The 22,331-nt window shown below is 63.2% G+C and carries 21 protein-coding genes; 9 read left to right on the forward strand and 12 right to left on the reverse strand.

All coding sequences use genetic code 11. From position 1 onward, the window contains the following. Both H3V53_RS20400 and H3V53_RS20405 read right to left on the reverse strand, forming a co-directional pair. Positions 1-1,188: FimL-related protein (locus H3V53_RS20400; RefSeq protein ID WP_336599504.1), on the reverse strand; the 1,188-nt coding region annotated here is incomplete at its 3' end. 425 nt (positions 1,189-1,613) lie between these two features. Next, positions 1,614-1,784 (reverse strand): rubredoxin, encoded by a 171-nt coding sequence (locus H3V53_RS20405; protein WP_054919325.1) that lies wholly within the window; start codon positions 1,782-1,784, stop codon positions 1,614-1,616. A 266-nt stretch (positions 1,785-2,050) separates the two neighbouring features. Between H3V53_RS20405 and H3V53_RS20410 the strand changes: the two genes are divergently transcribed. Continuing rightward, complete coding sequence (locus H3V53_RS20410) at positions 2,051-2,911, forward strand: bifunctional hydroxymethylpyrimidine kinase/phosphomethylpyrimidine kinase (RefSeq protein ID WP_054919323.1); 861 nt, start codon at positions 2,051-2,053, stop codon at positions 2,909-2,911. A gap of 185 nt (positions 2,912-3,096) precedes the next feature. Here the strand turns inward: H3V53_RS20410 and groL are convergent, their stop codons facing one another. Continuing rightward, a complete protein-coding gene (groL, locus tag H3V53_RS20415; protein ID WP_054919321.1) occupies positions 3,097-4,737 on the reverse strand; it encodes a chaperonin GroEL in 1,641 nt (546 codons plus the stop codon). A 46-nt stretch (positions 4,738-4,783) separates the two neighbouring features. After that, positions 4,784-5,074, reverse strand: coding sequence for a co-chaperone GroES (gene groES, locus H3V53_RS20420; protein WP_054919320.1), 291 nt, complete (start codon positions 5,072-5,074; stop codon positions 4,784-4,786). Positions 5,075-5,485: 411 nt separating this feature from the next. On the opposite strand from groES, the gene H3V53_RS20425 reads away from it, so the two are divergent. Both H3V53_RS20425 and H3V53_RS20430 read left to right on the forward strand, forming a co-directional pair. Beyond that, positions 5,486-6,295, forward strand: a complete 810-nt coding sequence (locus H3V53_RS20425) for a GAF domain-containing protein (RefSeq protein WP_336599505.1) — start codon at positions 5,486-5,488, stop codon at positions 6,293-6,295. Positions 6,296-6,533: 238 nt separating this feature from the next. After that, positions 6,534-6,743, forward strand: a complete 210-nt coding sequence (locus H3V53_RS20430; RefSeq protein WP_336599506.1) for a hypothetical protein — start codon at positions 6,534-6,536, stop codon at positions 6,741-6,743. A gap of 46 nt (positions 6,744-6,789) precedes the next feature. Here the strand turns inward: H3V53_RS20430 and H3V53_RS20435 are convergent, their stop codons facing one another. Then, positions 6,790-7,824 (reverse strand): hypothetical protein, encoded by a 1,035-nt coding sequence (locus tag H3V53_RS20435; protein ID WP_336599507.1) that lies wholly within the window; start codon positions 7,822-7,824, stop codon positions 6,790-6,792. Positions 7,825-7,922: 98 nt separating this feature from the next. On the opposite strand from H3V53_RS20435, the gene H3V53_RS20440 reads away from it, so the two are divergent. Further along, positions 7,923-8,231: a hypothetical protein gene (locus H3V53_RS20440; RefSeq protein ID WP_336599508.1), complete on the forward strand. Its 309-nt coding sequence runs from the start codon at positions 7,923-7,925 to the stop codon at positions 8,229-8,231. 224 nt (positions 8,232-8,455) lie between these two features. Here H3V53_RS20440 and H3V53_RS20445 read toward each other — a convergent pair whose 3' ends face one another. The 4 genes from H3V53_RS20445 to H3V53_RS20460 form a co-directional block, all read right to left on the reverse strand. Continuing rightward, on the reverse strand, positions 8,456-8,776 hold the full coding sequence (locus H3V53_RS20445; protein ID WP_336599509.1) for an H-NS histone family protein: 321 nt from the start codon (positions 8,774-8,776) through the stop codon (positions 8,456-8,458). A gap of 77 nt (positions 8,777-8,853) precedes the next feature. Continuing rightward, the gene (locus H3V53_RS20450) at positions 8,854-10,368 is read right to left on the reverse strand and encodes a mannose-1-phosphate guanylyltransferase/mannose-6-phosphate isomerase (RefSeq protein WP_419539524.1); all 1,515 of its coding nucleotides are present in this window, start codon (positions 10,366-10,368) and stop codon (positions 8,854-8,856) included. Positions 10,369-10,373: 5 nt separating this feature from the next. Continuing rightward, on the reverse strand, positions 10,374-11,579 hold the full coding sequence (locus H3V53_RS20455; RefSeq protein WP_336599510.1) for a glycosyltransferase: 1,206 nt from the start codon (positions 11,577-11,579) through the stop codon (positions 10,374-10,376). A gap of 94 nt (positions 11,580-11,673) precedes the next feature. Further along, entirely contained in the window at positions 11,674-12,453 is a 780-nt protein-coding gene (locus H3V53_RS20460; protein WP_336599511.1) for a Crp/Fnr family transcriptional regulator, read from the reverse strand. 368 nt (positions 12,454-12,821) lie between these two features. Between H3V53_RS20460 and H3V53_RS20465 the strand changes: the two genes are divergently transcribed. From H3V53_RS20465 to H3V53_RS20485, 5 genes are read left to right on the forward strand one after another with little or no spacing between them, the layout of a single operon-like run. Further along, positions 12,822-13,991, forward strand: coding sequence for a FecR family protein (locus tag H3V53_RS20465; protein WP_336599512.1), 1,170 nt, complete (start codon positions 12,822-12,824; stop codon positions 13,989-13,991). Further along, positions 13,979-15,847: a CHASE2 domain-containing protein gene (locus H3V53_RS20470; protein ID WP_336599513.1), complete on the forward strand. Its 1,869-nt coding sequence runs from the start codon at positions 13,979-13,981 to the stop codon at positions 15,845-15,847. Before H3V53_RS20465 ends, H3V53_RS20470 begins: the two co-directional genes overlap by 13 nt. A 20-nt stretch (positions 15,848-15,867) precedes the next feature. After that, positions 15,868-16,035, forward strand: a complete 168-nt coding sequence (locus H3V53_RS20475; RefSeq protein WP_336599514.1) for a hypothetical protein — start codon at positions 15,868-15,870, stop codon at positions 16,033-16,035. A 20-nt stretch (positions 16,036-16,055) separates the two neighbouring features. After that, positions 16,056-17,339, forward strand: a complete 1,284-nt coding sequence (locus H3V53_RS20480) for a tetratricopeptide repeat protein (RefSeq protein ID WP_336599515.1) — start codon at positions 16,056-16,058, stop codon at positions 17,337-17,339. Between the two features lie 55 nt (positions 17,340-17,394). Further along, positions 17,395-17,628, forward strand: a complete 234-nt coding sequence (locus H3V53_RS20485) for a hypothetical protein (RefSeq protein WP_336599516.1) — start codon at positions 17,395-17,397, stop codon at positions 17,626-17,628. Between the two features lie 62 nt (positions 17,629-17,690). On the opposite strand, the gene H3V53_RS20490 is transcribed toward H3V53_RS20485, so the two are convergent. The 3 genes from H3V53_RS20490 to H3V53_RS20500 are packed head-to-tail and all read right to left on the reverse strand — an operon-like array spanning position 17,691 to position 22,270. Beyond that, positions 17,691-20,120 carry a glycosyltransferase family 4 protein gene (locus H3V53_RS20490; RefSeq protein WP_336599517.1) on the reverse strand — a complete coding sequence of 810 codons (2,430 nt, stop codon included), beginning with the start codon at positions 20,118-20,120 and terminating at the stop codon, positions 17,691-17,693. A gap of 12 nt (positions 20,121-20,132) precedes the next feature. Then, positions 20,133-21,161, reverse strand: a complete 1,029-nt coding sequence (locus tag H3V53_RS20495) for a glycosyltransferase family 4 protein (RefSeq protein ID WP_336599518.1) — start codon at positions 21,159-21,161, stop codon at positions 20,133-20,135. Beyond that, a complete protein-coding gene (locus H3V53_RS20500; RefSeq protein WP_336599519.1) occupies positions 21,158-22,270 on the reverse strand; it encodes a class I SAM-dependent methyltransferase in 1,113 nt (370 codons plus the stop codon). Before H3V53_RS20500 ends, H3V53_RS20495 begins: the two co-directional genes overlap by 4 nt. Between the last annotated feature and the right edge of the window lie 61 nt (positions 22,271-22,331).

A 22,331-nucleotide genomic window follows, 5' to 3' on the forward strand; every position in this document is an offset into this window, starting at 1 on the left:
GCGAGCCAGCCCATCTGGTCCGAGCCCGAGCGCCGACGCGGCCGCGCCCAGCCGGTACGCAGCGTCGCCCGCCTGTAGCGCGGCGCTGGGGTCCGCCTTCTGCGGATTGCCGGCGGCACGCGCGTGATCGGTGAGCGCGGCGATCGCGGCGTCGGCGGTCTGGAGAAAATCTTCGTATGCGTTGGCGTTGACCGTCAGCACGCCCAGTTCGCGCGTCATCCCGACGTGCGCCGCGAGCGTCTCCGCCTGATGCGCGCCCGCTTCCCACAACATCTCCGATGCCTGTGTACCCGCGATATGCCAGTCGGCCGTCAGGCCGTAATCGCGCAACAGTTCGACGTGGTCGGTGTCCTCGGCGGCGGCGCCGAACAGCGCATAGTCGCGCCACAACAGCGCGAGCGTCGAGCGCACCAGCGAGCGCGGCGCAAGGGGAATGCCGCGTTCCTCGTCCGCCAGCGCGATGTTGCAGCGCGCATAGAAGCGGCGCGTGTCGACATCTTCTACAGCGCGCCCGCCCGAGCGCAACGCGCGCGCGCACGCCGACGCAAGCCGCCAGAAATCGTAAGGATCAGGGCCCGTCAGTTCGGCGAGGCAGTTGTCGAGATCGTCGACGGCAGCGTGGACGACGGCCGCCACCGCGCTCGTGCTTACGTCGCCCTTCGAGCGCAGCACGGGCAGCAGCGCCTGCTCGTAGCGGGCGCGCAGTTGCGCGAGTCGCGCGGCGTTTTGCGAGCGCAGTGACACAGGCGGAATCGGCCGACCGGCGAGCGCGACGTCTTCGAACGTCACGCTGTAGCCCGGCGTATGTTGCGCGATATGTGTGCTGAGCGCGCGATAGTGCGAGAAAAGCGCGGTCGAACAGCCGAGTTCTCGCAAATTGCGCCGTTCGAGCGACGCGCGGAACGCGCGCAGTGCCGCGCCGAACGTGGCGCGCGCGGGCGCCTCTTCGGCAAGCCCGCTGGCGGCCATCGGCGACACGAGCAGGAGCGCGTCGGTGAAACGCTGCGCGGAGATCCAGCCCGCTTCGCGTAGTGCGCGCCCCGCCGTCAACAGTTGCGCCGTCATGTCACGACGCTGCTCGAACGCGTCGAGTGCGTCCGCGATGGCCTGCTCCGCGGGACGCACGGCGCCGCCACGGGGGTTCGGTAAAGCGTCGAGCGTATCGGGCGATGCGGATCGAAGAGTCATGGGCAGGCTGCGGAAACGCCGGCATTCACGCGGCACATGACGGCGCCGCCCAAACCGCCGATTGGCGAAAGTAAGCAACTGCAGAGCCAGCGACCGCGCAAAAGAAGCGGTGCGGCTCTCTCAGACAACGTCAGGCAATTCCGGAAACGTCATTGCAACAGCGGAGACTGCGCCCGGATCACAACTACTCGCGACGGACGCTCCGCACGACGGCGCACGTGCCCCGCATTCGTCAGTTGCGTCGCATGCGAAAAGCATCTGCCGCTCCTGCCACGCCATGAACCGCGGGAAAAGCTCGGTGACAAGCAATCTTGCGACAAGCTGTCAGCGCGGACGTTCCGTTCCGCGCGAATTCGATTCATTACGGATCGACTGCGTTCGCGCGGCGGGCGTGCCATGCTCGCCACCCAAACCGGATGGATCGATCAGATCTCCACCATCTCGAAGTCTTCCTTGCGCGCGCCGCACTCGGGACAGGTCCAATTGATGGGAACATCTTCCCAGCGCGTGCCCGGCGCGATTCCTTCATCTGGCAAACCGGCTTGTTCGTCGTAGATCCAGCCGCAGATCAGGCACATCCAGCTCTTGTATTCCATTCTTGAGTCGCGTCGAAAAGTCCGTGGAAACGGGAGCCATGATGGTACCGTGTTGCCGCCCCCATGCCTAGCGGATGAGGGGTCCGAGCGCCGTCGGCACATCCGGCTGGCAGCGTTATGTGTGGCGCGGCCCGCCGACAGATGCGAAATAATGCCTCAGCCGCGCATAAGGCCGCATAATTGAGCCGTTTGCCGGGCCGCACGGCGCGTGCAACGAGCGCAAGCCCGGCTCATCGATATTTTTGCTCACCGATCCATACGATTTCATGGCCAGCGACACCCCTCCGATCGTTCTCACCTTCGGCCTGTCCGACCCGACGGGCGGCGCCGGCCTGCAAGCCGACCTGATGACGCTTGCCAGCATGGGCTGCCACGGTGTGTCCGTGCTGACCGGCTATACGGTGCGCGACTCGGCGAGCTGCGACGAAGTGACCGGGCTCGATCCCGAAGTCGTCGCAACCCAGGCGCGGATGCTGCTGGAAGACATGCCCATTGCCGCCTTCAAGGTCGGGGCCGCGACGCGCGCCGAAGTGGTCAGCGCGATTGCCGAAGTCGTCGCCGATTACGACGACATTCCGCTCATCCTCGCACCCGACTTCACGCTCGACGACGAACACGTGCTCGCCGCCGACGAACTGCGCGAAGCCATTGCGGACCTGCTCGCGCCGCAAACCACATTGCTCGTCGCCGACACGGCTGCGCTGCTCGCGCTCGCGCAGCCAGACGGCGACGCCGAGGCGCCGACGCTCGACGCCGCAATCTCGCATCTGCTGTCGCAAGGCTGCGAATACATCCTGTCGACGGAGACGGGCACGCACAGGCTCGTCAACACGCTGTTCAGCGAGGACGGCCAGGTGCGGCAGGACATGTGGGACCGCGGGCAGCAGCGGATCATGGGCATCACGGACACGCTTGGCGCCGCGATTGCCGCGCTGCTCGCCAATGGCCAGGAACCCGCCGAAGCGGTGCGCGAAGCGCAGGAGTATCTGTTCCAGGCCACCCAGGCGGCGTTCCGGCCGGGCATGGGCGCTTATCTTCCCGACCGGTTCTTCTGGGCGAGAAGCAGCGAGGACGAAGTGCCTATCGCGGGCGGATCGGATACGTCGCCGGGCGAAGCGCGGCACTGAAATGAAACGAAGCCGTGACATGCGGCTTCCGTCTAAATCAAGATTCAATTGAAGATTGCGCGGCGCGAATGCCGCGCAATTTTTTTCACGATTTCCGCGCGCATAAAAAAACCCGCATTGCGGGTTTTTCTTTTGGGAAGCACGCCTTTCGACGCGCCTCCCGCATGCCATCCAGTTGCCTGGAATTACATGTCCATGCCCATGCCGCCCATGCCGCCGGGCATGCCGCCAGGCATCGGTGCATCTTCCTTCGGCAGTTCGCAGACGGCGGCGTCCGTCGTCAGCAGCAGGCCAGCAACGGAAGCTGCGTTCTGCAGTGCCGTGCGCGTCACCTTCGTCGGGTCGACAACACCGGCTTCCACCAGGTCGCCGTACTCGCCCGTTGCTGCGTTATAGCCGTAGTTGCCCGTGCCGCCAGCAACTGCTGCCACCACGACGCTGGCTTCTTCGCCGCCGTTCGTGACGATCTGGCGCAGCGGCTCTTCCATTGCGCGCAGAACGATCTTGATACCTGCGTCCTGGTCAGCGTTGTCGCCCTTCACGCCAGCGATTGCGCTGCGTGCACGGATCAGTGCAACACCGCCGCCAGCCACGATGCCTTCTTCCACAGCTGCGCGCGTTGCGTGCAGTGCGTCTTCGACACGTGCCTTCTTTTCCTTCATTTCGACTTCGGTCGCTGCGCCGACCTTGATCACTGCCACGCCGCCGGCCAGCTTGGCCACGCGCTCTTGCAGCTTTTCACGGTCGTAGTCCGACGTCGCTTCTTCGATCTGCGTGCGCACTTGCTTGACGCGCGCTTCGATGTTCGCTGCTTCGCCAGCGCCGTCGATGATCGTCGTGTTTTCCTTGCCCACTTCGATGCGCTTCGCTTGACCCAGCTCTTGCAGCGTCGCCTTTTCGAGCGTCAGGCCCGTTTCTTCAGCGATGACCTGGCCACCCGTCAGGATAGCGATGTCTTCGAGCATGGCCTTGCGACGGTCGCCGAAGCCCGGAGCCTTGACAGCAACCGTCTTCAGGATGCCGCGGATGTTGTTGACGACCAGCGTAGCCAGCGCTTCGCCTTCGACGTCTTCAGCGATGATCAGCAGCGGACGGCCAGCCTTCGCGACTTGCTCGAGAACCGGCAGCAGATCACGGATGTTCGAGACCTTCTTGTCGTGCAGCAGCACGAACGGGTTCTCCAGAACGGCGACTTGCTTGTCCGGGTTGTTGATGAAGTACGGCGACAGGTAGCCGCGGTCGAACTGCATACCTTCGACGACGTCGAGTTCGTCTTGCAGCGACTTGCCGTCTTCAACGGTGATGACGCCTTCCTTGCCGACCTTGTCCATCGCTTCAGCGATGCGATCGCCGATCGACGTGTCGCTGTTCGCCGAGATCGCGCCGACTTGCGCGATTTCCTTGTTCGTCGTGCAGGGCTTGCTGATCTTGCGCAGCTCTTCGATTGCTGCTGCGACGGCCTTGTCGATGCCGCGCTTCAGGTCCATCGGGTTCATGCCCGATGCGACGTACTTCATGCCTTCGCGAACGATCGACTGCGCCAGAACCGTTGCCGTCGTCGTGCCGTCGCCGGCGTTGTCGCTGGTCTTGGAAGCGACTTCCTTGACCATTTGCGCACCCATGTTCTGGAGCTTGTCCTTCAGCTCGATTTCCTTCGCCACCGAGACACCATCCTTGGTGACCGTCGGGCCGCCGAAGCTGCGCTCGAGCACCACGTTGCGGCCCTTCGGACCCAGCGTGACCTTCACTGCGTTGGCGAGAATGTTCACGCCTTCGACCATCTTGGCACGGGCGGAATCGCCGAATACGACGTCTTTAGCTGCCATCTTCTAACTCCTTGAATTCTTGAGAATGATGAACCGGAACAAGTACTTACTTGTTGACAACGGCCATGATGTCTTCTTCGCGCATCACCAGCAGTTCGCTGCCGTCGACCTTGACGGTCTGGCCAGCGTACTTGCCGAACAGGACACGGTCGCCGACCTTCACGTCGAGCGCGATCGGGTTGCCCTTGTCGTCACGCTTGCCCGGGCCGACGGCCAGCACTTCGCCTTGATCCGGCTTTTCTGCTGCTGCGTCGGGGATCACGATGCCCGATGCGGTCTTGGTTTCCTGATCCAGACGCTTGACGATCACGCGATCATGCAAAGGACGAAGGTTCATGGATAGATCCTCTCTTGAATGGGACTGAGAACAACGCTGAGGTAATACCAGCTGGCGGGGGCCAACCGGCGATGTTGTTAGCACTCTCGTGCAGTGAGTGCTAATTATATGGACGGGCAATTACAAATTCAAGGAGGTATGGGCGAATTATCTAAATTGGCGTAACCCTATGTTTTTTCTATGAAAACACTGTCTGGCGAGGTCCAGAAGGCGCCCGCTCATGCACGCTGGGGTCGTCCCGAAAGGCACTGCCGGTCGAAACGGGGCGCAATGTGGTGGCACGAACTTAAGGCCTGCCGTTTTGTTGGTTAAATCGGTCAGGTCCATCGTCATCGATCGCAGGCAGCCGTGTTGGGCGGCCTTGCGCATGCCACGCGAGCGCGCGTCCGATTCAAATCCTGGGGAAGAGCGATGCATAACTCGGATAGCGTGAAAATCTGTGAGCCGCTTGGCGACATAGGATACGCGAGCAGCCCGGACGAACTCCTGTCTGAACTGTCCTCCATCGTCGCGAAGACACTGGATGCGCGCCATTGCGCGATCCATTTGCTGAACCAACGACAGGCCGCCGAAACCGGTCTCAACCAGCGCGTCGGCTTCGGCGACACCGGCGGCTCCGACGTGTTGAATGTTCGTGAAAGCGCCGCTCGTGGTCCATTCGCCATGGTCCTCGAACCTGCGACTGTTGCCGTTGATGCGACCACGATCGAAGCAGTTGCCAGGCCACACCCTGGCGACAGCATCTGCGCTCCGCTGCTCCTGCGGGGAAAGACCATCGGGATCGTCCACGCGCATCAGCCGCTGCACAAGTCGTGCTTTAGCGCCGATGATCTGCGGTTGCTGGAAAACCTCACCTTACTGGTCGTGAAGGCACTTCACGCCAATCAGATCCAGCAGTTGATGAAATCCCGCTTCACGCAGGCGGCGTTGACCCGGTCGTCGGAAAAGACCGTGCGGGAAATCATCGCGGGATCGGCGCAGAACACGAATCAGATCGCCAAGATCCTCGCGAAATCGTTCTACCGCGAAATGACCAATGCCGGTTTCGATTTCAACCAGATCATTCACGCCGCGTCGGAAATCATCTCCGAGCTGAGCAACAGCGTGCGCAAGCACAGGAATTCGCATAGTCGCCGGGTTCAGACCGCCAAGGCATCCGACGAAGGATCGTTCTCGCGCGAGGTCGAACTGGCGAACGAGATCCTGGATAGAACCGGTTGATCGCTTGCACTGCGTAGGCCAAGTCTTGTCGCGCGGCGCTTCAGTACGCCAATCGAGTTCAGGAAAACGATCGCTCATTTCTCCACGAGCGCATCCGCCGTTCATTCATGCCGAGACGCATTGCGCACTGTTCTGTGCGACGGCGTACAGCCCCTCTGGTAGCGCGCGCCTAGACTGCCCGAAGCATCGCCGGTGAGTGAAACAACGCAGAACATCGTGAAGCTTCCTGGGTGAAATCATGACCAACTCCATCCATGCCGTACGTCGATTTCAGTCTCTTTCGGACTACGTGAAAGAAGCCAGGCAAAAGCCGCCTTCGAATCCGCGCATCGAGAAAGCCGTTCTCATGCCGATCGAAGCGTCCAGTCATGTGGTCATTTCCCAGGAAGGTAGCCGTCGGCTCGCGGCAGAACAACGCGAGGAACAGCAATGGGATTGGGAAATCTAGCGAGCGCTGCGTACATCCCGCGTAGAACGCGCCTCGTGCGGGTTCTTTACTGTTGAACGCCGGGCGCATTGGCATCGCCGCCATCGCCAGTAGAGACAGACGCAGGGGGATACGGATCGACTGTGGCTTGCGTGCGAGGAGTCTCGGCATCTGCGCTTGAGCGAGTCGCGCTGTCGCTAGGTGTGCCGGGTGGCAACGGCGGCAGTGTCGGCAATATCGCCACATTCTTCGCGACACGCTGCTGCGTCTGCGGCTGCCCGCGCCGTGAGGGCGCGGCCGCGCGCGCGGGTTCGCTGTCCGAAGCCGGCCTCCAGCCATTGGAAACGATTGCGTGCTCGAGCAGAACCTGCGCCTCCTTGCTGCTTGTGTCGACGGCCAGCGCCTGATTCGCCTGCTTCACCACGCAAGTCCAGAGCCCATCCTTTGCGCAGATGGCCGCGACGCGCAATGCAGCATCGCGCTCGTTCTCGCGATCCGCGATGTCGCTTTGCATCCGCAACGCGTCGGCATCGCGAGGCGCAACGGCCAGCACCTCAGCGACGGCCGCCTTCGCCGCCGTCAGATTCTTCTGCCCGAGACTGGCGCGTGCGGTGCCCAATGCGGCAGACACGTCATTGCCATTTTGCGTCGAGGTGGGGCCTGCACCCGTCATCGCAGCGGGATTGTTCGTGCGCGCAGATGCGTCCACGCCTAAGGACACCGTGTTGGACGGCAACGCGCTGTTCGTGCCGCTCATGCCCGATTTCACCGGTTCGACAAAGTCATCGTTCCGGTGGCCGGCGCCAAAGCGCTGAACGCCGAACCAGGCGAGCGCGACGATCAACACGAGCGCGATCGCACCGCCCGTCACGATGCGACGCGTCGATCTTCGCCAGAACGGCCGTTGCATGTCGGGCAGCGTTTCCGGGAAATCGGACCAGCGGATTTCGGGCGCAGAAGTGTCGTCGTGACCGATATCGGCGACCGGCGACGGCGGCTTCCTGACTGCCCGTAGCTGGGTTTCCGCGCGCCTCGGCTGCGCGCCCGCGAGCGGCTGACTGATGCCGCAATACGGGCAGAACGCGACATGCTGATACAGCATGCCGCCGCAACGCGTGCACGGTGCGGGGAACCGCTGGACGGATCTCATATCAGCAGACATGCCAAAAACCCTAAGCTGTTGTGCGCGATGCCATCCACATGCTGAAGATCGAAGTTGATGCAAACGGCCGGGTCGGCGGAACTTACGATCCCAATCCGCTGATGAGCGGGTCGCCCAGTTCTTTCGTCGTGGGCGCGCAGGGTGTGCAATGTCTGATTTTTCGCACGCATCGCGCTTGCGTGTTTGTTGCCTGTCGCACACATGTACCGCGTTTCGTCGGCGGATCGGTGCAGTTTGGCTTTGCGGGCGAGCTGGGATGCGGGATGAGTGTGAACACGCGTGCTGAAATGGTGATGCACGTCTCCAGCAGGCAGGCGGAATTACGTTTCGCGCGAGGTAAAGCCTGAAACTTCCCGCGTGCTTCGGGGGCGCGCGACGGCGCCCTTCGATTTATTGACCTTTAGCTAGAGGCGGCCGGCATGGCAGCCTGTCGGCCGCGCCATCATCCGCTGACCAGCGCCTTCGCTACGACGTAGACGTTGCAATCGTCGGCGTACCTATCGAAACGCAGCCCGCGCCGCCATCGACAGACGCGATGTTGCGAGCTATCGGCAACGATAACGCCCGCCTGTCAGATCAAAAAGCGGGCACGGTCGGCATGATCCCGTATCCATCTCGGGGCTTTGCCGCGTCCTGACCACTCTTCTCCGCTCACCGGATCGCGGTATTTCGGCATCACTCGCGCGCGAGCGCGCTGGACGCCCTGCTTCGCGCGCTGGCCGATGTCATCCAGCGTAATGCCATATTCCACCATCCTCTGCAGGATATCGTCTATCGCAGCGGCGGTCTCTGCCTTACGCGACTTCTCGATTTCCACTTCCAGCTGCGCCATCCGCGCGACCAGATCCCGATACGAATCCATTAAATCACCTGAATGAATGATTGTTGACACGCAATTCCAGACACATGGCGGCAACTGTTCATGAATTCACGCTTCGCCGTGCCTCATAGCGCGAACGCCCGTATCCGTCACTGGCGCCCATACCGATCGTCGAAGCGCACGATGTCGTCTTCCCCGAGATAAGAGCCGCATTGCACCTCGATCATTTCGAGCGGCACGCGACCCGGATTCTCGAGCCGGTGCTTCACGCCGATGGGCACATAAGTCGACTGGTTCTCCTCCAGCACGAACGTTTCCTCGCCGCGTGTGACGCGTGCCGTACCGCTCACCACGATCCAGTGTTCCGAGCGGTGGTAGTGCAGCTGGAGCGACAATGTCGCGCCCGGCATCACCACGATGCGCTTGACCTGATAACGCGCACCCTTGTCGATCGAATCGTAGTAGCCCCAGGGACGCTGCACCTTGCGATGATGCGCGGCTTCCGTCCGTTCTCGCTTGCGAATGCCGCCGACGATCGCCTTGACCTCCTGAGCATGCCGGCGATCGGCGACGAGAACAGCATCGGCCGTCTCCACGACGATGAGGTCCGTTGTTCCGACGCACGCAATCAGCCGGTCTTCCGAGTGTGCGTAGGTTCTGGACGCATTCGCGAGCAGCACGTCGCCTCGCGTAACGTTGCCTGCGTCGTCTTTTGGAAGAATGTCCCACACGGCATCCCATGCGCCGACATCGTTCCATCCTGCTTCGAGCGGCACAACGGCTCCGTCGATTCCGCAATCGGCAAGGCGCTCCATGACGGCGTAATCAATCGAATCACTCGGACATGTCGCGAGGCGCTCTGCATCCGGACGCAACGCGTCGCCTTCCCTCGTCGCCCGCATCCAGGCCATGTGACACGAGTGCGCGATATCGCGGTGCGCCTTATCGATCGCATTGAGCCAGACCGATGCGCGCACGACGAAAATACCCGCATTCCACCAGTACTTGCCGGACGCGACAAACGCTTCCGCCGTCTCGCAAGTGGGCTTTTCGACAAAGCGCGCCAGTGCGCGCGCGCCATGTCCCGCCGCGCTATCGAGAGCCGCGCCCGTTTCGATATAGCCGTATCCCGTTTCCGCGCGAGTGGGAACGACACCCAGCGTGACGACCTTCCCTTCCTGCGCGAGGATTGCGGCGCCCCGCACGGCGCGCTCGAAGGCAGGCACATCGTCGATTGCGTGATCGGCGGGTGTGACGACGAGCACCGGGTCCGCGCCGTCAGCCGTCGCGTACAGCGCGGCAAGCGTGAGCGCAGGCGCCGTGTTGCGCGCGACAGGCTCGACGATCGTCTGCCATTCCCGCGCGCTCGCTTCGAGATGTCTCGCCACCTGAAATCGATGTTCATCGGCGCACACCACCACGCCGCGTTTCGCTTGCGGGGTCGCGATTCCGTCCAGACGCGACACGGACATTTCGAGCAACGATCGCTCGCCGATCAGCGCGAGCAATTGCTTCGGATACGCTTCGCGCGACAGCGGCCACAGCCGCGTCCCGGACCCGCCCGCGAGCACGACGGGCAGGATCTGCGGTGCTCTGGCTGCGGCGGCATCGGACATGCCGGAAATCACATCGCGAATGGATTCCGGAACTGACGGATGGTTCATGTTGATTATTGCCTCTCGGTTGCCACGTCGGAGAGTTCCTCGTAGCGTTTTGACAGTTGTCCCTGGCGCGGGGCCGAAGCGGGTGCGTTCGCGCCGTGCTCCGCCATCACCGCTTCATAAATTCGCCGATAGTTTTGGGCCGTGCGATGCGCGCTGAACCGGTCCTCGAATCGCAATGCGGCGCGACGCCCCATCTGTTCGACGGCACGATCGTCCTGCCACAGGCGCCGCATCGCGTTCGCAAGCGCGTCGGGGTCGTTCGGCGGAACAACCATGCCTGTTTCCTCGTGAAGATTCACGTAGCTCGTCCCTGTGCCGATCTCGCACGAGATCATCGGCTTGCCGAGCATCGCGCTTTCGAGCAGCGACATCCCAAATGCTTCCGCACGGTTCGGCGATGGAAACACCATCGCCCGGCTGAGTGCGATCAAGGCAATCTTGTCGGCCTCCGATATCACGCCCGTGAAGTGCGCGTTGGTGACGCCGCCCATAACGGCGAGCGAGCGGATTTCAGCACCCAGCGGGCCATCGCCGACGAACACGACGGGATAGCCCGTGCGCTTCATCGCTTCGATCAGCACGGGCAGGCCCTTGTAATAGCGGAACACGCCGACGAACAGGAAGAACGGCGTGCCGATCCGCTCGCGCCAGGCCTGCATCAGTGCATCGTCGGGCGCCGGGTAATAGGCACGTCCAAGACCGAGCGGCACGACTTCGACCTTGCCGGGATACTCGCGCAGCACCTCGCTCGTCGCCACGTAATTGGGCGACGTCGCGACGATCCTGTCGACGCTCGCGAGAAAGCGCCGCATCAGTGGCCGGTACAGTGCGAGCAGAACCTTCTGCCTCTGGATGTCGGCGTGATACGTGACGACGGACGGGCGGTCGACGCGCCGCGCCAGATGCGCGATGTCAGCCATCGGCCATGGGAAGTGATAGTGGACGACATCTGCCTGCGCCGCGAGCCGGTCGAATGTCTGCAATGCGCGCCATGAGAGTTCTACCGAAGCGAACGTCATCCGGTTGAACACCCGCTCCACCACGTGCCCTTCCAGTTGAACGATGCGCTGGGCGTCGCGGTTTCGTGTGAGCGAGAAAACCCGGTTCTCGACGCCGATGTCCGCACCCGCGCGACACAGGTGATAGATCGACTGCTCCGCGCCTCCGATGGTGTCGGGCAGATAGGTTCGGTAGAAATGTAAAACACGCATGATTTCAGTTGCCGACAGATCGCCAGATCGACCGGCCCGGGCGTAGTGTGCTTAAAAATCGGCGTGAGCCGTCCATCAAACGTGCCTCGTCACTTCACGCCGACCGCCGTTCGGGCGATGCGCCCGCTTCCAGCGTGTCCTTGCGCAGCTGCAGTTCTGCCTCGCCACGCGCCAGCTTGCGGAGCAGATCCACGTTGCGCACGATCAGCCTGCGATAGTCGCGATCGACCACGCGTCCGTCGACGAGCGAGCGGATCGCACGCGACACCGTTTCACGGCTGACATTGGCCATGATTGCGATCGCCTGCTGGTTGGGCAGATTCTCGATCGTCAGCATGTCGCCCGTGGATTTCTTCATCGATGCTTCGAGCACGGAGTAGACGCGTGAATAGGCGCGCGTAAGGCCGAGCATCGAACGGTAGTTCGACGCCTGACGAATCGTCCTGCACAGCCGCTGCAAAAGCGCCTCGACGACGGCGGGATTGCGATAAAACAGCGCCTGCGCCTGCGGCTTCGGCAGGAAGCCGACCACCGACTCCGTCGTAGCGATGATCGATGCCGAGCGCGGTCCGCCATCGATTATCGATAGCTCTCCGAAATAATCTCCGGGCTCGACGAAGTTGAGCCCGACTTCACGCCCGTCTTCCGACAGCGCAATCACCTGCAGCCGCCCTGACATCAGCAGCAGCAGCGCGGACCCCGAATCGCCCTTGTGAACGACGAAATCTCGCTTGCTATAGCGGCGATAGCGAATGTGCCGGCTGGTCTCCTCGATCACCTCGTCGGACACGCCGCGAAGCAATTTTTGCCGCCTGAGAAGATCGATAGCCTTGAACGTACCGCCGTCGGTTTTATTGGAATCTACGATCGACATTAATTATGTGTGCGCCTGGTCTCTGACACATCGCCACGATAGTGGTAAGGAACGGCAACATCTGTGACAGCCATCACATTCATGAGCGCATCTGCGCGAGTTTGTGACGGCCATCACACTTTGGCGCCGTGACATCGCTAAGATCGAAAGCGGACCCATCGTGCTGACCGGCACGGTACAGAACACAAGAAAAAATGCGCGTACGCTTTGATCTGAGAGTAGTGGCTCTTGCGTTGTCGGTTGCATGCACAACCGCGCTCGCGCAGAGGAACGAAAAGATAGATGGCATCGTTGGCCATGCAGTCGCTGTCGTGGGGAACGCGCGAATACTCAGCGCGCAGCACAGTGCCCCCATCGCACGGGACGGGATGATCGCCGAGGGCGACACGATTGAAACGGGCGCAGACGGTTATGTCTATATCGCGACTGTCGATCACGGCTTCATCAGCGTGCGTCCCGATTCATCGCTGACATTCGAGCACTTTCAATACGACGGGTCTGCACCAAAGCAGTCGGTGATCAAACTGGTGCTGCACAAGGGCACCATGCGCGAGATTTCCGGTGCAGGTGCTCAGGCTGCACGCGATCACTACCGGCTCAATACGCCCGTCGCGGCACTCGGCGTCCGCGGCACGGACTTTTCCGTCTTCACCTCGAGCGACATCACGCGTGCCGACGTGCGCAGCGGCGGCATCGTGATGACGCCGCTCGGCGGCAGTTGCCTGTCGTCCGGCAACGGGCCCTGCGAAGGACCCGCCGCTGCACAGCTGTTCGCGGAACAGCGCAATTCGATGCTGCAGGTCGATCGCGGCAGTGCACATCCTTTGCTGGTCGAAAACCGCCTCGCAGTGGTTACGCCGCAAGGCGCGGCCACGCAGAAAAACGAGGACAACGCGGCGCATTCCGTCACAGGGCAAGCGCAGGGCGATGTTGGCATCGCACCGCTTGAACTCCAGTTCATGAACAAGATCCCTGGACCGCAGGCTCCCGCTGGGCCGCCCGCACCCGCCACGCCACCGCCGGCGCCGTCCAGGCCCGAAGCCCAGCAGATCTTCTGGGGCCGTTTCGCCGCGCTCGCAGCTCAGCCCGCCGACACGTCGCTCGATGCCCTGCTGAAAGAGGGCAGCGACCAGGTCGGTATCAACACGCTGTTCGCGATGACGCGCACGCCGCAGACCGACATGGTGATGCCCGTGCAAGGCGTATTCGGATTCAGCCTGCAGTCATCCGCTGCGTATGTTCTGAATGCATCGACGGGCGCGGCCGTGCCCGGCTCCATCTCCAACGCGAGCCTCACTATCGACTTCGGCAAACGCGCCTTCACCACGCAGTTCGATCTGAGCGCGAACGACGCCACGCATTCGATCGCGGGGCGCGGCGCGGTGCTCGACGACGGCAAGCTCAGAAGCGACTATGCGTCGCCCGCGGCCATCAGCGGCGCGCTCGCGGGCAAAACGGCCACTCAGGCGGGCTATCTGTTCATGCAGCACATCGATTCAAAGACGACGGCGATGGGAGCGACACAGTGGGCGCGCTAGCACGCCCTTCGAAACTGGAGTGCGTTCGCCTCAAGATTCTCGCCCTGACCACCTTGCTCTCGGCTCTGCTGGCCACCGGCTGGCAACCCCAGCCGTATGCGCGCCTCGCGTTCGCACTCGACGACTGGCGTCAGGCACATACGCAGGTCCAGCAACCCGACGCGCGCGTCACGCTGGTCGACATCGACGAGCATTCGCTCGAGATCGTCGGGCCGTGGCCCTGGCCTCGCGCGCTCATCGCCCGTCTCGCGCAGACGCTTTTCGATCGCTATCAGACGAAGGCCGTCGGCCTCGACATCCTGTTTCCCGAAGCATCGACTCCGCAAGACGACGCGGCGCTGCTGGCCGTCGCGCGGCGCTATCCGCTCGTGTTCGCGCAGGCCTTCGACCTGTCGCGCGACGAGGATGCGCCGCGTGCCGGACGGGTGAGCGCGCCGCGCAATCCCGTTGCCGTTTCGTGGACGCCGCCGCTCGCCACCGGCTATGTCGCCAACTTCTTCGCGGACCCTTCCGTGTGCGCGGGACACGTGACGCCGCTCGCGGACTTCGACGGCGTCGTACGCGCCATTCCGCCCGTCGTCCGTTACGCGGGCGAACTGTATCCGATGTTCGGGTGGCAGATGCTGCATTGCGCGCAAGGCGCTGCATCGCGCGGTCCGTCGATCGCATCGCTGCCCGTCGATTCGCGCGGCGCGTTGCGCATTCCGTTCCGGCACGGCAGCCATGCATTCGACGTCGTGCCCGCGCTGCAGCTGCTGACGGGAACCGCGCCCGCGGATCTGCTGCGCGGCCGCTACGTGATCGTCGGATCATCGGCGCTCGGCCTGACCGACCATATCGCTACACCCGTCGATGCCTGGCTTCCCGCCGCAGTCGTGCATGCGGAAATCCTCACGTGGCTACTCGACGCACAGGAAAGCGGCACTTTCCCGGCAGCTTCCGCACTGCTTCCGCTCGCCTGGACGGCCGTCACCATCGTGCTGTTCGCGTTGCTGTTTCGGCGCTCGCGCGCGCCGGCCGCCTTGCTCGCGCTCGTCGTCACGACGGCCGCGTGGCTCGCCATCGCGCTGAGCACGTCGCTTGTCGCGGTGCATCTGCTCGCGCTGCCGCTCGTTCCCGCCGCGGCGTTCATCGCGATTCAGGCACCCGTCGAGTGGATTTCGTCACAGGCGACCATCCACTCGTTCGAGCAGCGCTTCAGCCGTTATCTGCCGCCGACCGTGCTGCGTGAAATCGTTCGGCGGCACGGGCTGACTGCGTTCAAGCCCGAACGCCGGCACATTTCGGTGCTGTTCGTCGATATCGAAGGCTATACCCGGCTCGCCGAACAGATGACCCCCGAGCAACTGGTCGCGATGACCGAGCTGGTCCTGACCCGCTTGACGCGTTGCGTGCACGATACGCAAGGCACGTTGGACAAATACATAGGCGACGCAATCATGGCCTTCTGGGGCGCGCCGCTCGAACAAAGCGATCACGCCGACCGCGCGATGGATTGCGCATTGGCGATGCTCAAAGAGCTGGAAGCACTGAACTTCGCGAACGATCCGCTTCTCATCGACCAGATGGTGCGCGCGCGCATCGGCATCAACACGGGCAGCGCCGTCGTCGGCGAACTCGGCTCCACGACACGCCAGTCCTACACGGCAATCGGCGACGCGATCAACGTGGCCTCCCGTCTGCAGGACTACGCGAAGATTGCGGGCACCGATCTGCTCGTTGGCGAGGAAACCGCCAAAGCCGTGACCCGCCACAAGCTGCATCCTTATGCGCAAACGACGTTGCGCGGACGGGCCACCCCCGAAATGCTGTACGTGCTCGCCGAGCACGCCGCGCGCCTCGCGCCGCACGGTTGAGAGAGCGCGTATCCACACTTATGGTCCGCCCTCGCTCCAGCTTCTTCGTGCGGTTGCGCCGCGGCGTCTGCGTTGCAGGCGCGCTCGCGCTGCTGTCCGCCTCCGTGCACGCGCAAGTAGCGGACGCGTCGCTCGAAATGCTGTACGTGCTCGCCGAGCACGGTGCACGCCTCGCGCCGCACGGTTGAGAGAGCGCGTATCCACACTTATGGTCCGCCCTCGCTCCAGCTTCTTCGCGCGGTTGCGCCGCGGCGTCTGCGTTGCAGGCGCGCTCGCGCTGCTGTCCGCCTCCGTGCACGCGCAAGTAGCGGACGCGTCGCTCGACCAGGTCATCAACGACGATCTGCGCGCGCAGGCGCAAGCCGCCATCGACAACGGCGACCGCGTGACGGCAGTCGGCCTGCTGAACGAACTGGTACGCCGCGATCCGCGCGAAGCGGGTGCGCTGCTGGACGTCGCGCTGCTCTATTGCCAGCTCGGCGAACGGGACCTGACGCGACGAACACTGGCGCGCATCGAAGAGCAATTCGCCGTGCCCGCGCCTATCCGCAAGCTCATCGTGTTCTATCGCGATTCGCCTTGTGTGCCGAACGTCAAGCATCCGCAAGCGGCGGCGTCGCTCGGGGTGGGTGTCACGTCGAACGCGAACTTCGGGCCGTCCGATCCGCTCGTGAACTTCGCGCCCGGTTCGCCGATCGATTCTCTGCTGCTGGCTCCGTCCAGCCTCGCGCACGGTGACCAGTATGTTGAATCGTCGCTGCAAGGCGGTGTGCCGATTCCGGGCGTGCAGAATGCGAGCCTCATTGCGGGCCTCATGAGCCGCCAGTACCGCCGCGAGCATGCATACGATCAGCGCGTCGCCACACTCGGAGTCGCCCATCAGACGGGACTCCGTAACGGGCAGCTTGGCAATGAATTCGTCGTGGACGCGCTGTGGCTTGGCACGCACCTGTATCAGCGCGACGTCGTGTGGCATGCCAGCTACTGGTCGCCGGCTACCGTGCTCACTGGGCTGATCGCCCGCGCGGGGCTTGATCTGACCATCGACGACATGGTCTACCCAGGCAACTCGACCTACAACTCGCTACGCGCCGAACCGCGTGCGGCGCTCAATGCCAGGATCGGCGCACGCACGACGCTGCTGTTCCTGTTCGGACCGTCGTGGGACCATCCGCACAATGGCCGGCCGGGCGGCAGCCGTCACGGTTATTCGACCTACTTCGAGCTCGACTATGACATGCTGCGCGGCGGGCGCCTCGAAGCGATCTATCAGCAACGCACGCAAGCAGATGCATCGCCGTACGACACCGTCTTCTTCGGAAACGAATCCCGTCAACAGACACTGCGCTCCTTCTCGCTTCGCTACGTGTATCCAGTGTCGCAAGCGTGGTCGGCGTATGCGCAAGTGTCGGCGCAACGCGTCACGGACTCGATTCCGATCTTCTCGTATTCGGTGCGCAGCGCGTCGGTCGGACTGTCATGGAAATACTGATTTCAATCGTCATCCAATGCGCTAAACTGCGGCTTCGACCGTTACAGGCTCTGTCATGTCCTCCAAAATCTCCCCGGTAGATCCGCCTGCAAAACTCACGGCCCATGAGAGTCCGCTGTGTCACGAGGCACTGGGTTTTCTCGACCAATCGTATGACCTGGTCGATGGTCTGTTGCGCGAAGTCGCCCAACGGGAACAATCGCAGCATGTTACCCATGCCGATGCCGTCGAGATTGCGCTGGTCGGGCAGCCAGATGGACTCGCATCCATCGGCCACCTGTTTTTGTAGGGTGTCGGGTCGTACGGCCGCCCGAGACCGTTGCTGGCGTGGCAATCGCCACACCAGCGCGCTCATTTGACGAGACTCGTCAATCTGTCCGAGTAGGCTCGGGCAATCATCGGCCAGTCGGCCTTCTCTTTGACAGCCGAGCGCGCCTCACGGATCATCGCGTCGCGCGACGCTTCGTCGAGCCGCAGCATGTCGACAAGGCCTTCGGCAAACGTGCTTTCGCCCGCCTCGACATAGTCGCGCCCCGCGCAAAAGCCCACGCCGCGCGCACCGAAGGCGGTACTGACGATCGGCAAGCCGGCTGCCGCGTACTCGATCAGCTTCAGATTCGTACCGGAACCCGACACCACAGGGTTTAGGCCCATATCCGCCACTTCCAGCCAGCACAGCTTTTCCGCATCGCTGACGACGCCCGCCAATCCGATATTGCCCGGACGGTTCCAGCGCGAAACCATCTCGCACACCGACCCGAGCAGCAGAAACTGCACATGCGGCAATTGAGCAGCCGCTTCGAAAATGACGCGCGCTGCATCGGCGTTCGGACCATGAGCGCTACCCATGAACAACGCCAGCGGCCCGCTTACGCCGAGTTTGGCGCGGCTTTGCGCAGCCGTCGCGTATTGCCGGAAAGGCATCGCATCCACGTCGACCCCGTTCGGTACCACAATCAGATTCGCAGCGTCCTCGCGCTCATAGAGCGATTGCAAACGCTCACCGTCCTGTGGAGAACATGCGGTGACGAGCGCGGCTTCACGAACCGCCTGCCGTTCGAGCGCCGCAATGCGATCGACGGCCCACTGATGGCGTCCATAGATGTCGCGCTTCAGATCGGCCTCCACGTTATGAGCCTCGTAGACGAACGCAGCGGACGAAACCTCGCGCAGCGCGGGCAGCGCATAGGGATGCGAGCACACCATCACGTCCGCCACGCGAGCCAATCGGTCGATCGCCTCCAGCCACTGCGGCGCGCTTCGCGGATGCATCGCTGCCGTCAGGTCCGTCACCGACGCACCAAGCGATGCGCCCAGTTCGCCTTCGAGTTTGACGAAGCCGCGCGATTTAGGCACCAGTTCTTCGCTGAAACCCTCCTTCAACTGGAGGACCTGGCGCGTTGAATCAGATGCCGCAAGGTTGACGAAGCGCACATCGAAATCATCGGCTACGTGTGAGTACAGTCCATGCAGGCGAAGTTTGCCGCCGCTCACGACGGGCGCAATCGGATAGGTATTGAGCACGCCAAGCACGGGCTTGGCGCGGCGCGACACGACTGCCGGCGCTGCAGGGCCGTTGCCTTGGGCCAACGCCTTCCCGGGCGTAGCTGTCGCCGCCTGCGCCCCTTCGAGCAACGCTGTGCACAACGCGTCCCAGTTCAGTTTCGCTGCATGCTCCTGCGCCGCCAGTCCCATCTCCCTTGCACGTGGCAAGTCGTTGCACAGCAGACGCATCGCATCGGAGAGCGCCCGCGCGTGCGGCTCGACGATCAAACCGCTACGGCCATGTTCGATCAGTTCCTTCGGACCGCCGGAGTCGGTCGTAGCGATGACCGGCTTCGCAGCCAGCATGGCCTCGAGCGTGATCAACCCATAGTCCTCGTCGCGCGGCACGAACGGCACGCAGACGGCGCGGGCATATTCCTGCGCCAGCACCGCATCGGGCACGCGCCCGAGAAAGTGGATGCCTGGATGCTGGCCCGCCGCGGCGCGCAGCCGCGCCTCATCGGGCCCACTGCCGGCAATGTGCAGCGGCAACTCGACGCGACTCGCCTTGTACGCTTCGATGATGATGTCGATCCGCTTCGCAGGATCGAGCCGGCTCGCACTGAAAATCGTCTGCTGCGGACCTGCGGCAAGCCCTTGCAGATTGGTCGGATGATGATGAACGGCGACATCGACGCCCACGGGGAAGTATCCGTCACGCTTTGCGACGACCTGCGAAATGGCCGCGTAGTGCACGATCCTGTCGGGCCGCATCGCGACGGCGTCGAGCAGCCGGATAGCCGCGCGCGTGACGGGGCCGGGAAACGCCCAGCAATCCGCACCGGGTGCACGCGCGAATGCGTTGTCGAGCGCGCTCAGCAGTTCATCGAACTCGACATCCTGCGCGCGATAATCGACGAGCGCCCGCACGATGCGCGCGGGCATGCCGAGCGACAGCAGCACATCGGGATCGAACGTAGTCGGCATCCGTTGCGGGTAGCAGTCGTACAAACCGCGCAGCGTGTGCTGCAGATAGACCACGTGGTTGCGATGGCGGATCGCCCACGCCGGGTACTTCGTGCTGATCACCAGGTCGAAGTGATCCAGATCGAGCGACGAAAAATGGCGATAGCTCGATAGAAGCTCACCCATGTTCCGCTCCGGGCTCGGCACCTTCAGCAGGTCGGCCTGCACGCCCCGTCGCGCATTGAACGCATTGACGAGGCCCCACCACAGATTCTCGGCACCGCCGATGACGAAAGGCACCGGACTCGGTGCAACGATTGCAATTTTCATGATTCGATACGCTCAGGCGGCGGCCAGGGTCTGGACCACCCGCTCCCAGGAAATGTCCGCTGCGTGCCAGGCCTCGCGCGCCCGCGCGCCGGCGTCGGCCGTTTCTTCCGGATGTGCGGCGATCCAGTCGAGGCGCGCAGCGATCGCCTCGGCATCGGGTGCCTCGATCCAGCCGTTATCGCCGTGGCGCACGAACTCGAGCGGGCCGCCCGCATCCACGCAGGTCAAGATGGGCTTGGACGACAGCATCGCTTCGAGCGTGATGTAGCCGTAGTCTTCATCGAAAGCCGGGAACACGACTGCCCGCGCGCGCGCGTAAAAGGCGCGCTTCTCTTCTTCGGTAATGTGGCCTATGAGCGCGACACGATCGCCCACGCCAAGGCGTTCGATCAACGCGGCGTATGCCTGGCGCTGCCCGCCGTCGCCCGCCAGCACGATCTTCAACGACGATCGCATATGCCGGGCCGCTTCAATCACTAGGTGCTGACGCTTGAGAGTTTCGAGCCGGCTCGGAAAAAACACATACGGCAACGCGTCGTCGCACCTGAAGTGCTCCGTATGCGCGGGCGGATGATAGAGCGGTCGCGCGTCGATGCCGTTGAACTGCTGCAGGCGCTGCGCCACCCGGCGCGAATTCGCGAACACGGCCTGCGCGCGCGTCAGTGCCGCGTTGTCGAACGCGATGATCTGCTTTCGCAAAGCGTCGAATTCCGCTGTCGAACGCTGTGGATCGTACAACTCATAGGCAGCGCGATGCTGGTGCATGACCCATGCGCGGTGATCGGGATGGGCCGCGCCATAGCCGGGAAACTGCAGGCTGATCACGCGGTCGATCGATACGCCGTTGGGCTGCACGAGATCGAGGGACGACGCATGCGCCATGGCGCGAACGATGTCGGCCTCGGGTGAGAAGCGAAATGGCAACTTGAGCAGTTCCACCTCGTGCCCTGCCCGCCGCAGCGCGCTCACGACGCCGTCGATGTGATACGTTGCGCCGCCGTGAATGAATGGCACCAGATTCGCCGTCACGAGTATCTTCAAACCAGCGCTCCCGCCGGGCGTGCCTTGCGTCCCGTCACGGCGAAGTCCTGCGGCCCGCAAAGATGCCCGTTCACGCGCTCGGTCAGCGGATCGTTGCCGGGCACCTTGGCTTCTTCCGGATACGGGCTGCTGCGGATGATGTCGATGTCGTCGAAGCCGTGGTACTGGAGCAGGAACGTGATCGCGGACGGCGTGACGGGATTGCGATGGGTGAAGTCGTGATAGAAGGTGTGGCTACCGACCAGCACGTTTTCCGGGTTCGGCGTTTCGAACAGCACCGAGCCGCCGTCCACCAGCACGCGGTTGCATTCCGCGACGAGTGCATAGAGGTAATCGAACGGCAGGTGTTCGATGATGTGAAAGCCCGTGACCGCGCCGACCGACTTCGCAGGCAGCGTGCGCAGATAGCCGAGCGCATCCATGCATTGGACGTCGAAGCCTCGCGATTTGCACAGGTCGACCATCACCGGGTTCGCGTCGACACCGACCGCGTCGAAACGCTTTGCGCAAACAAACGCAAGCCACTCGCCTCGCCCGCAGCCAATGTCGACGATCGCATGCTGCAAGCCTCGCCGTCCTGGCACGCGCGTACCGAGCCAGTCGTTGTACACGCCGAGCTTGGCCGTGATGCTTTCCTGCGTGCCGCGATTGGCGTCTTCGAATGCGAGGTAGTAGCGATCGATCGCCTCCTGCGAAACGAGTGCCCATTCCGGCGCGCTTCGCCTCGCGGCTTCGACGACGAGCTTCATGTCTTCCTCGCACTCCGCAAGGCGCGCCTCCATGGCTTCGAGCGCGCGCCGGTATTCCAGCGGCAGGGCGCGCTTCAACGCGCGCCGCTCGATGCACGCGATTGCCGCGCGCGAGATGAAGCCGAGGCGCATCCGGCGCAGCGCGCGATCGAGCGCGGTGAGCGCCATGGCCGGTTTCAGCCCGACCATGTTGACGGCGCGGTTGCGACCCTCGCCCGACAGCCGCAGCTTCGCCGCGATGCTCAGACGGCTCACGCCACCGGCCAACTGCTTCCGGTAATTGTGCCGTCCCGAATCGTCCGCTTCACGGCCAAGCAGGCAGCGGTACGCTTCGTCGATGAAGGCATCGTCGTCTCCCACCAGGAATCGCTCGATGCCGACGCCAGTCGCCACCGATTTCTGGCCGCGTTCGCGTGATGTT

Origin of the sequence: Paraburkholderia bengalensis, from assembly GCF_037126505.1 — a bacterium.
Classification (GTDB): domain Bacteria; phylum Pseudomonadota; class Gammaproteobacteria; order Burkholderiales; family Burkholderiaceae; genus Paraburkholderia; species Paraburkholderia bengalensis.

Coding starts and splice junctions, on each gene's coding strand:
- H3V53_RS20490 (WP_336599517.1), bottom strand. CDS start 20,120: ATGAAAATTGCAATCGTTGCACCGAGTCCGGTGCCTTTCGTCATCGGC.
- H3V53_RS20410 (WP_054919323.1), top strand. CDS start 2,051: ATGGCCAGCGACACCCCTCCGATCGTTCTCACCTTCGGCCTGTCCGAC.
- H3V53_RS20455 (WP_336599510.1), bottom strand. CDS start 11,579: ATGCGTGTTTTACATTTCTACCGAACCTATCTGCCCGACACCATCGGA.
- H3V53_RS20460 (WP_336599511.1), bottom strand. CDS start 12,453: ATGTCGATCGTAGATTCCAATAAAACCGACGGCGGTACGTTCAAGGCT.
- H3V53_RS20440 (WP_336599508.1), top strand. CDS start 7,923: ATGCTGAAGATCGAAGTTGATGCAAACGGCCGGGTCGGCGGAACTTAC.
- H3V53_RS20475 (WP_336599514.1), top strand. CDS start 15,868: ATGGTCCGCCCTCGCTCCAGCTTCTTCGTGCGGTTGCGCCGCGGCGTC.
- groES (WP_054919320.1), bottom strand. CDS start 5,074: ATGAACCTTCGTCCTTTGCATGATCGCGTGATCGTCAAGCGTCTGGAT.
- H3V53_RS20430 (WP_336599506.1), top strand. CDS start 6,534: ATGACCAACTCCATCCATGCCGTACGTCGATTTCAGTCTCTTTCGGAC.
- H3V53_RS20450 (WP_419539524.1), bottom strand. CDS start 10,368: ATGAACCATCCGTCAGTTCCGGAATCCATTCGCGATGTGATTTCCGGC.
- H3V53_RS20465 (WP_336599512.1), top strand. CDS start 12,822: ATGATCGCCGAGGGCGACACGATTGAAACGGGCGCAGACGGTTATGTC.
- H3V53_RS20480 (WP_336599515.1), top strand. CDS start 16,056: ATGGTCCGCCCTCGCTCCAGCTTCTTCGCGCGGTTGCGCCGCGGCGTC.
- H3V53_RS20405 (WP_054919325.1), bottom strand. CDS start 1,784: ATGGAATACAAGAGCTGGATGTGCCTGATCTGCGGCTGGATCTACGAC.
- H3V53_RS20425 (WP_336599505.1), top strand. CDS start 5,486: ATGCATAACTCGGATAGCGTGAAAATCTGTGAGCCGCTTGGCGACATA.
- H3V53_RS20435 (WP_336599507.1), bottom strand. CDS start 7,824: ATGCTGTATCAGCATGTCGCGTTCTGCCCGTATTGCGGCATCAGTCAG.
- groL (WP_054919321.1), bottom strand. CDS start 4,737: ATGGCAGCTAAAGACGTCGTATTCGGCGATTCCGCCCGTGCCAAGATG.
- H3V53_RS20485 (WP_336599516.1), top strand. CDS start 17,395: ATGTCCTCCAAAATCTCCCCGGTAGATCCGCCTGCAAAACTCACGGCC.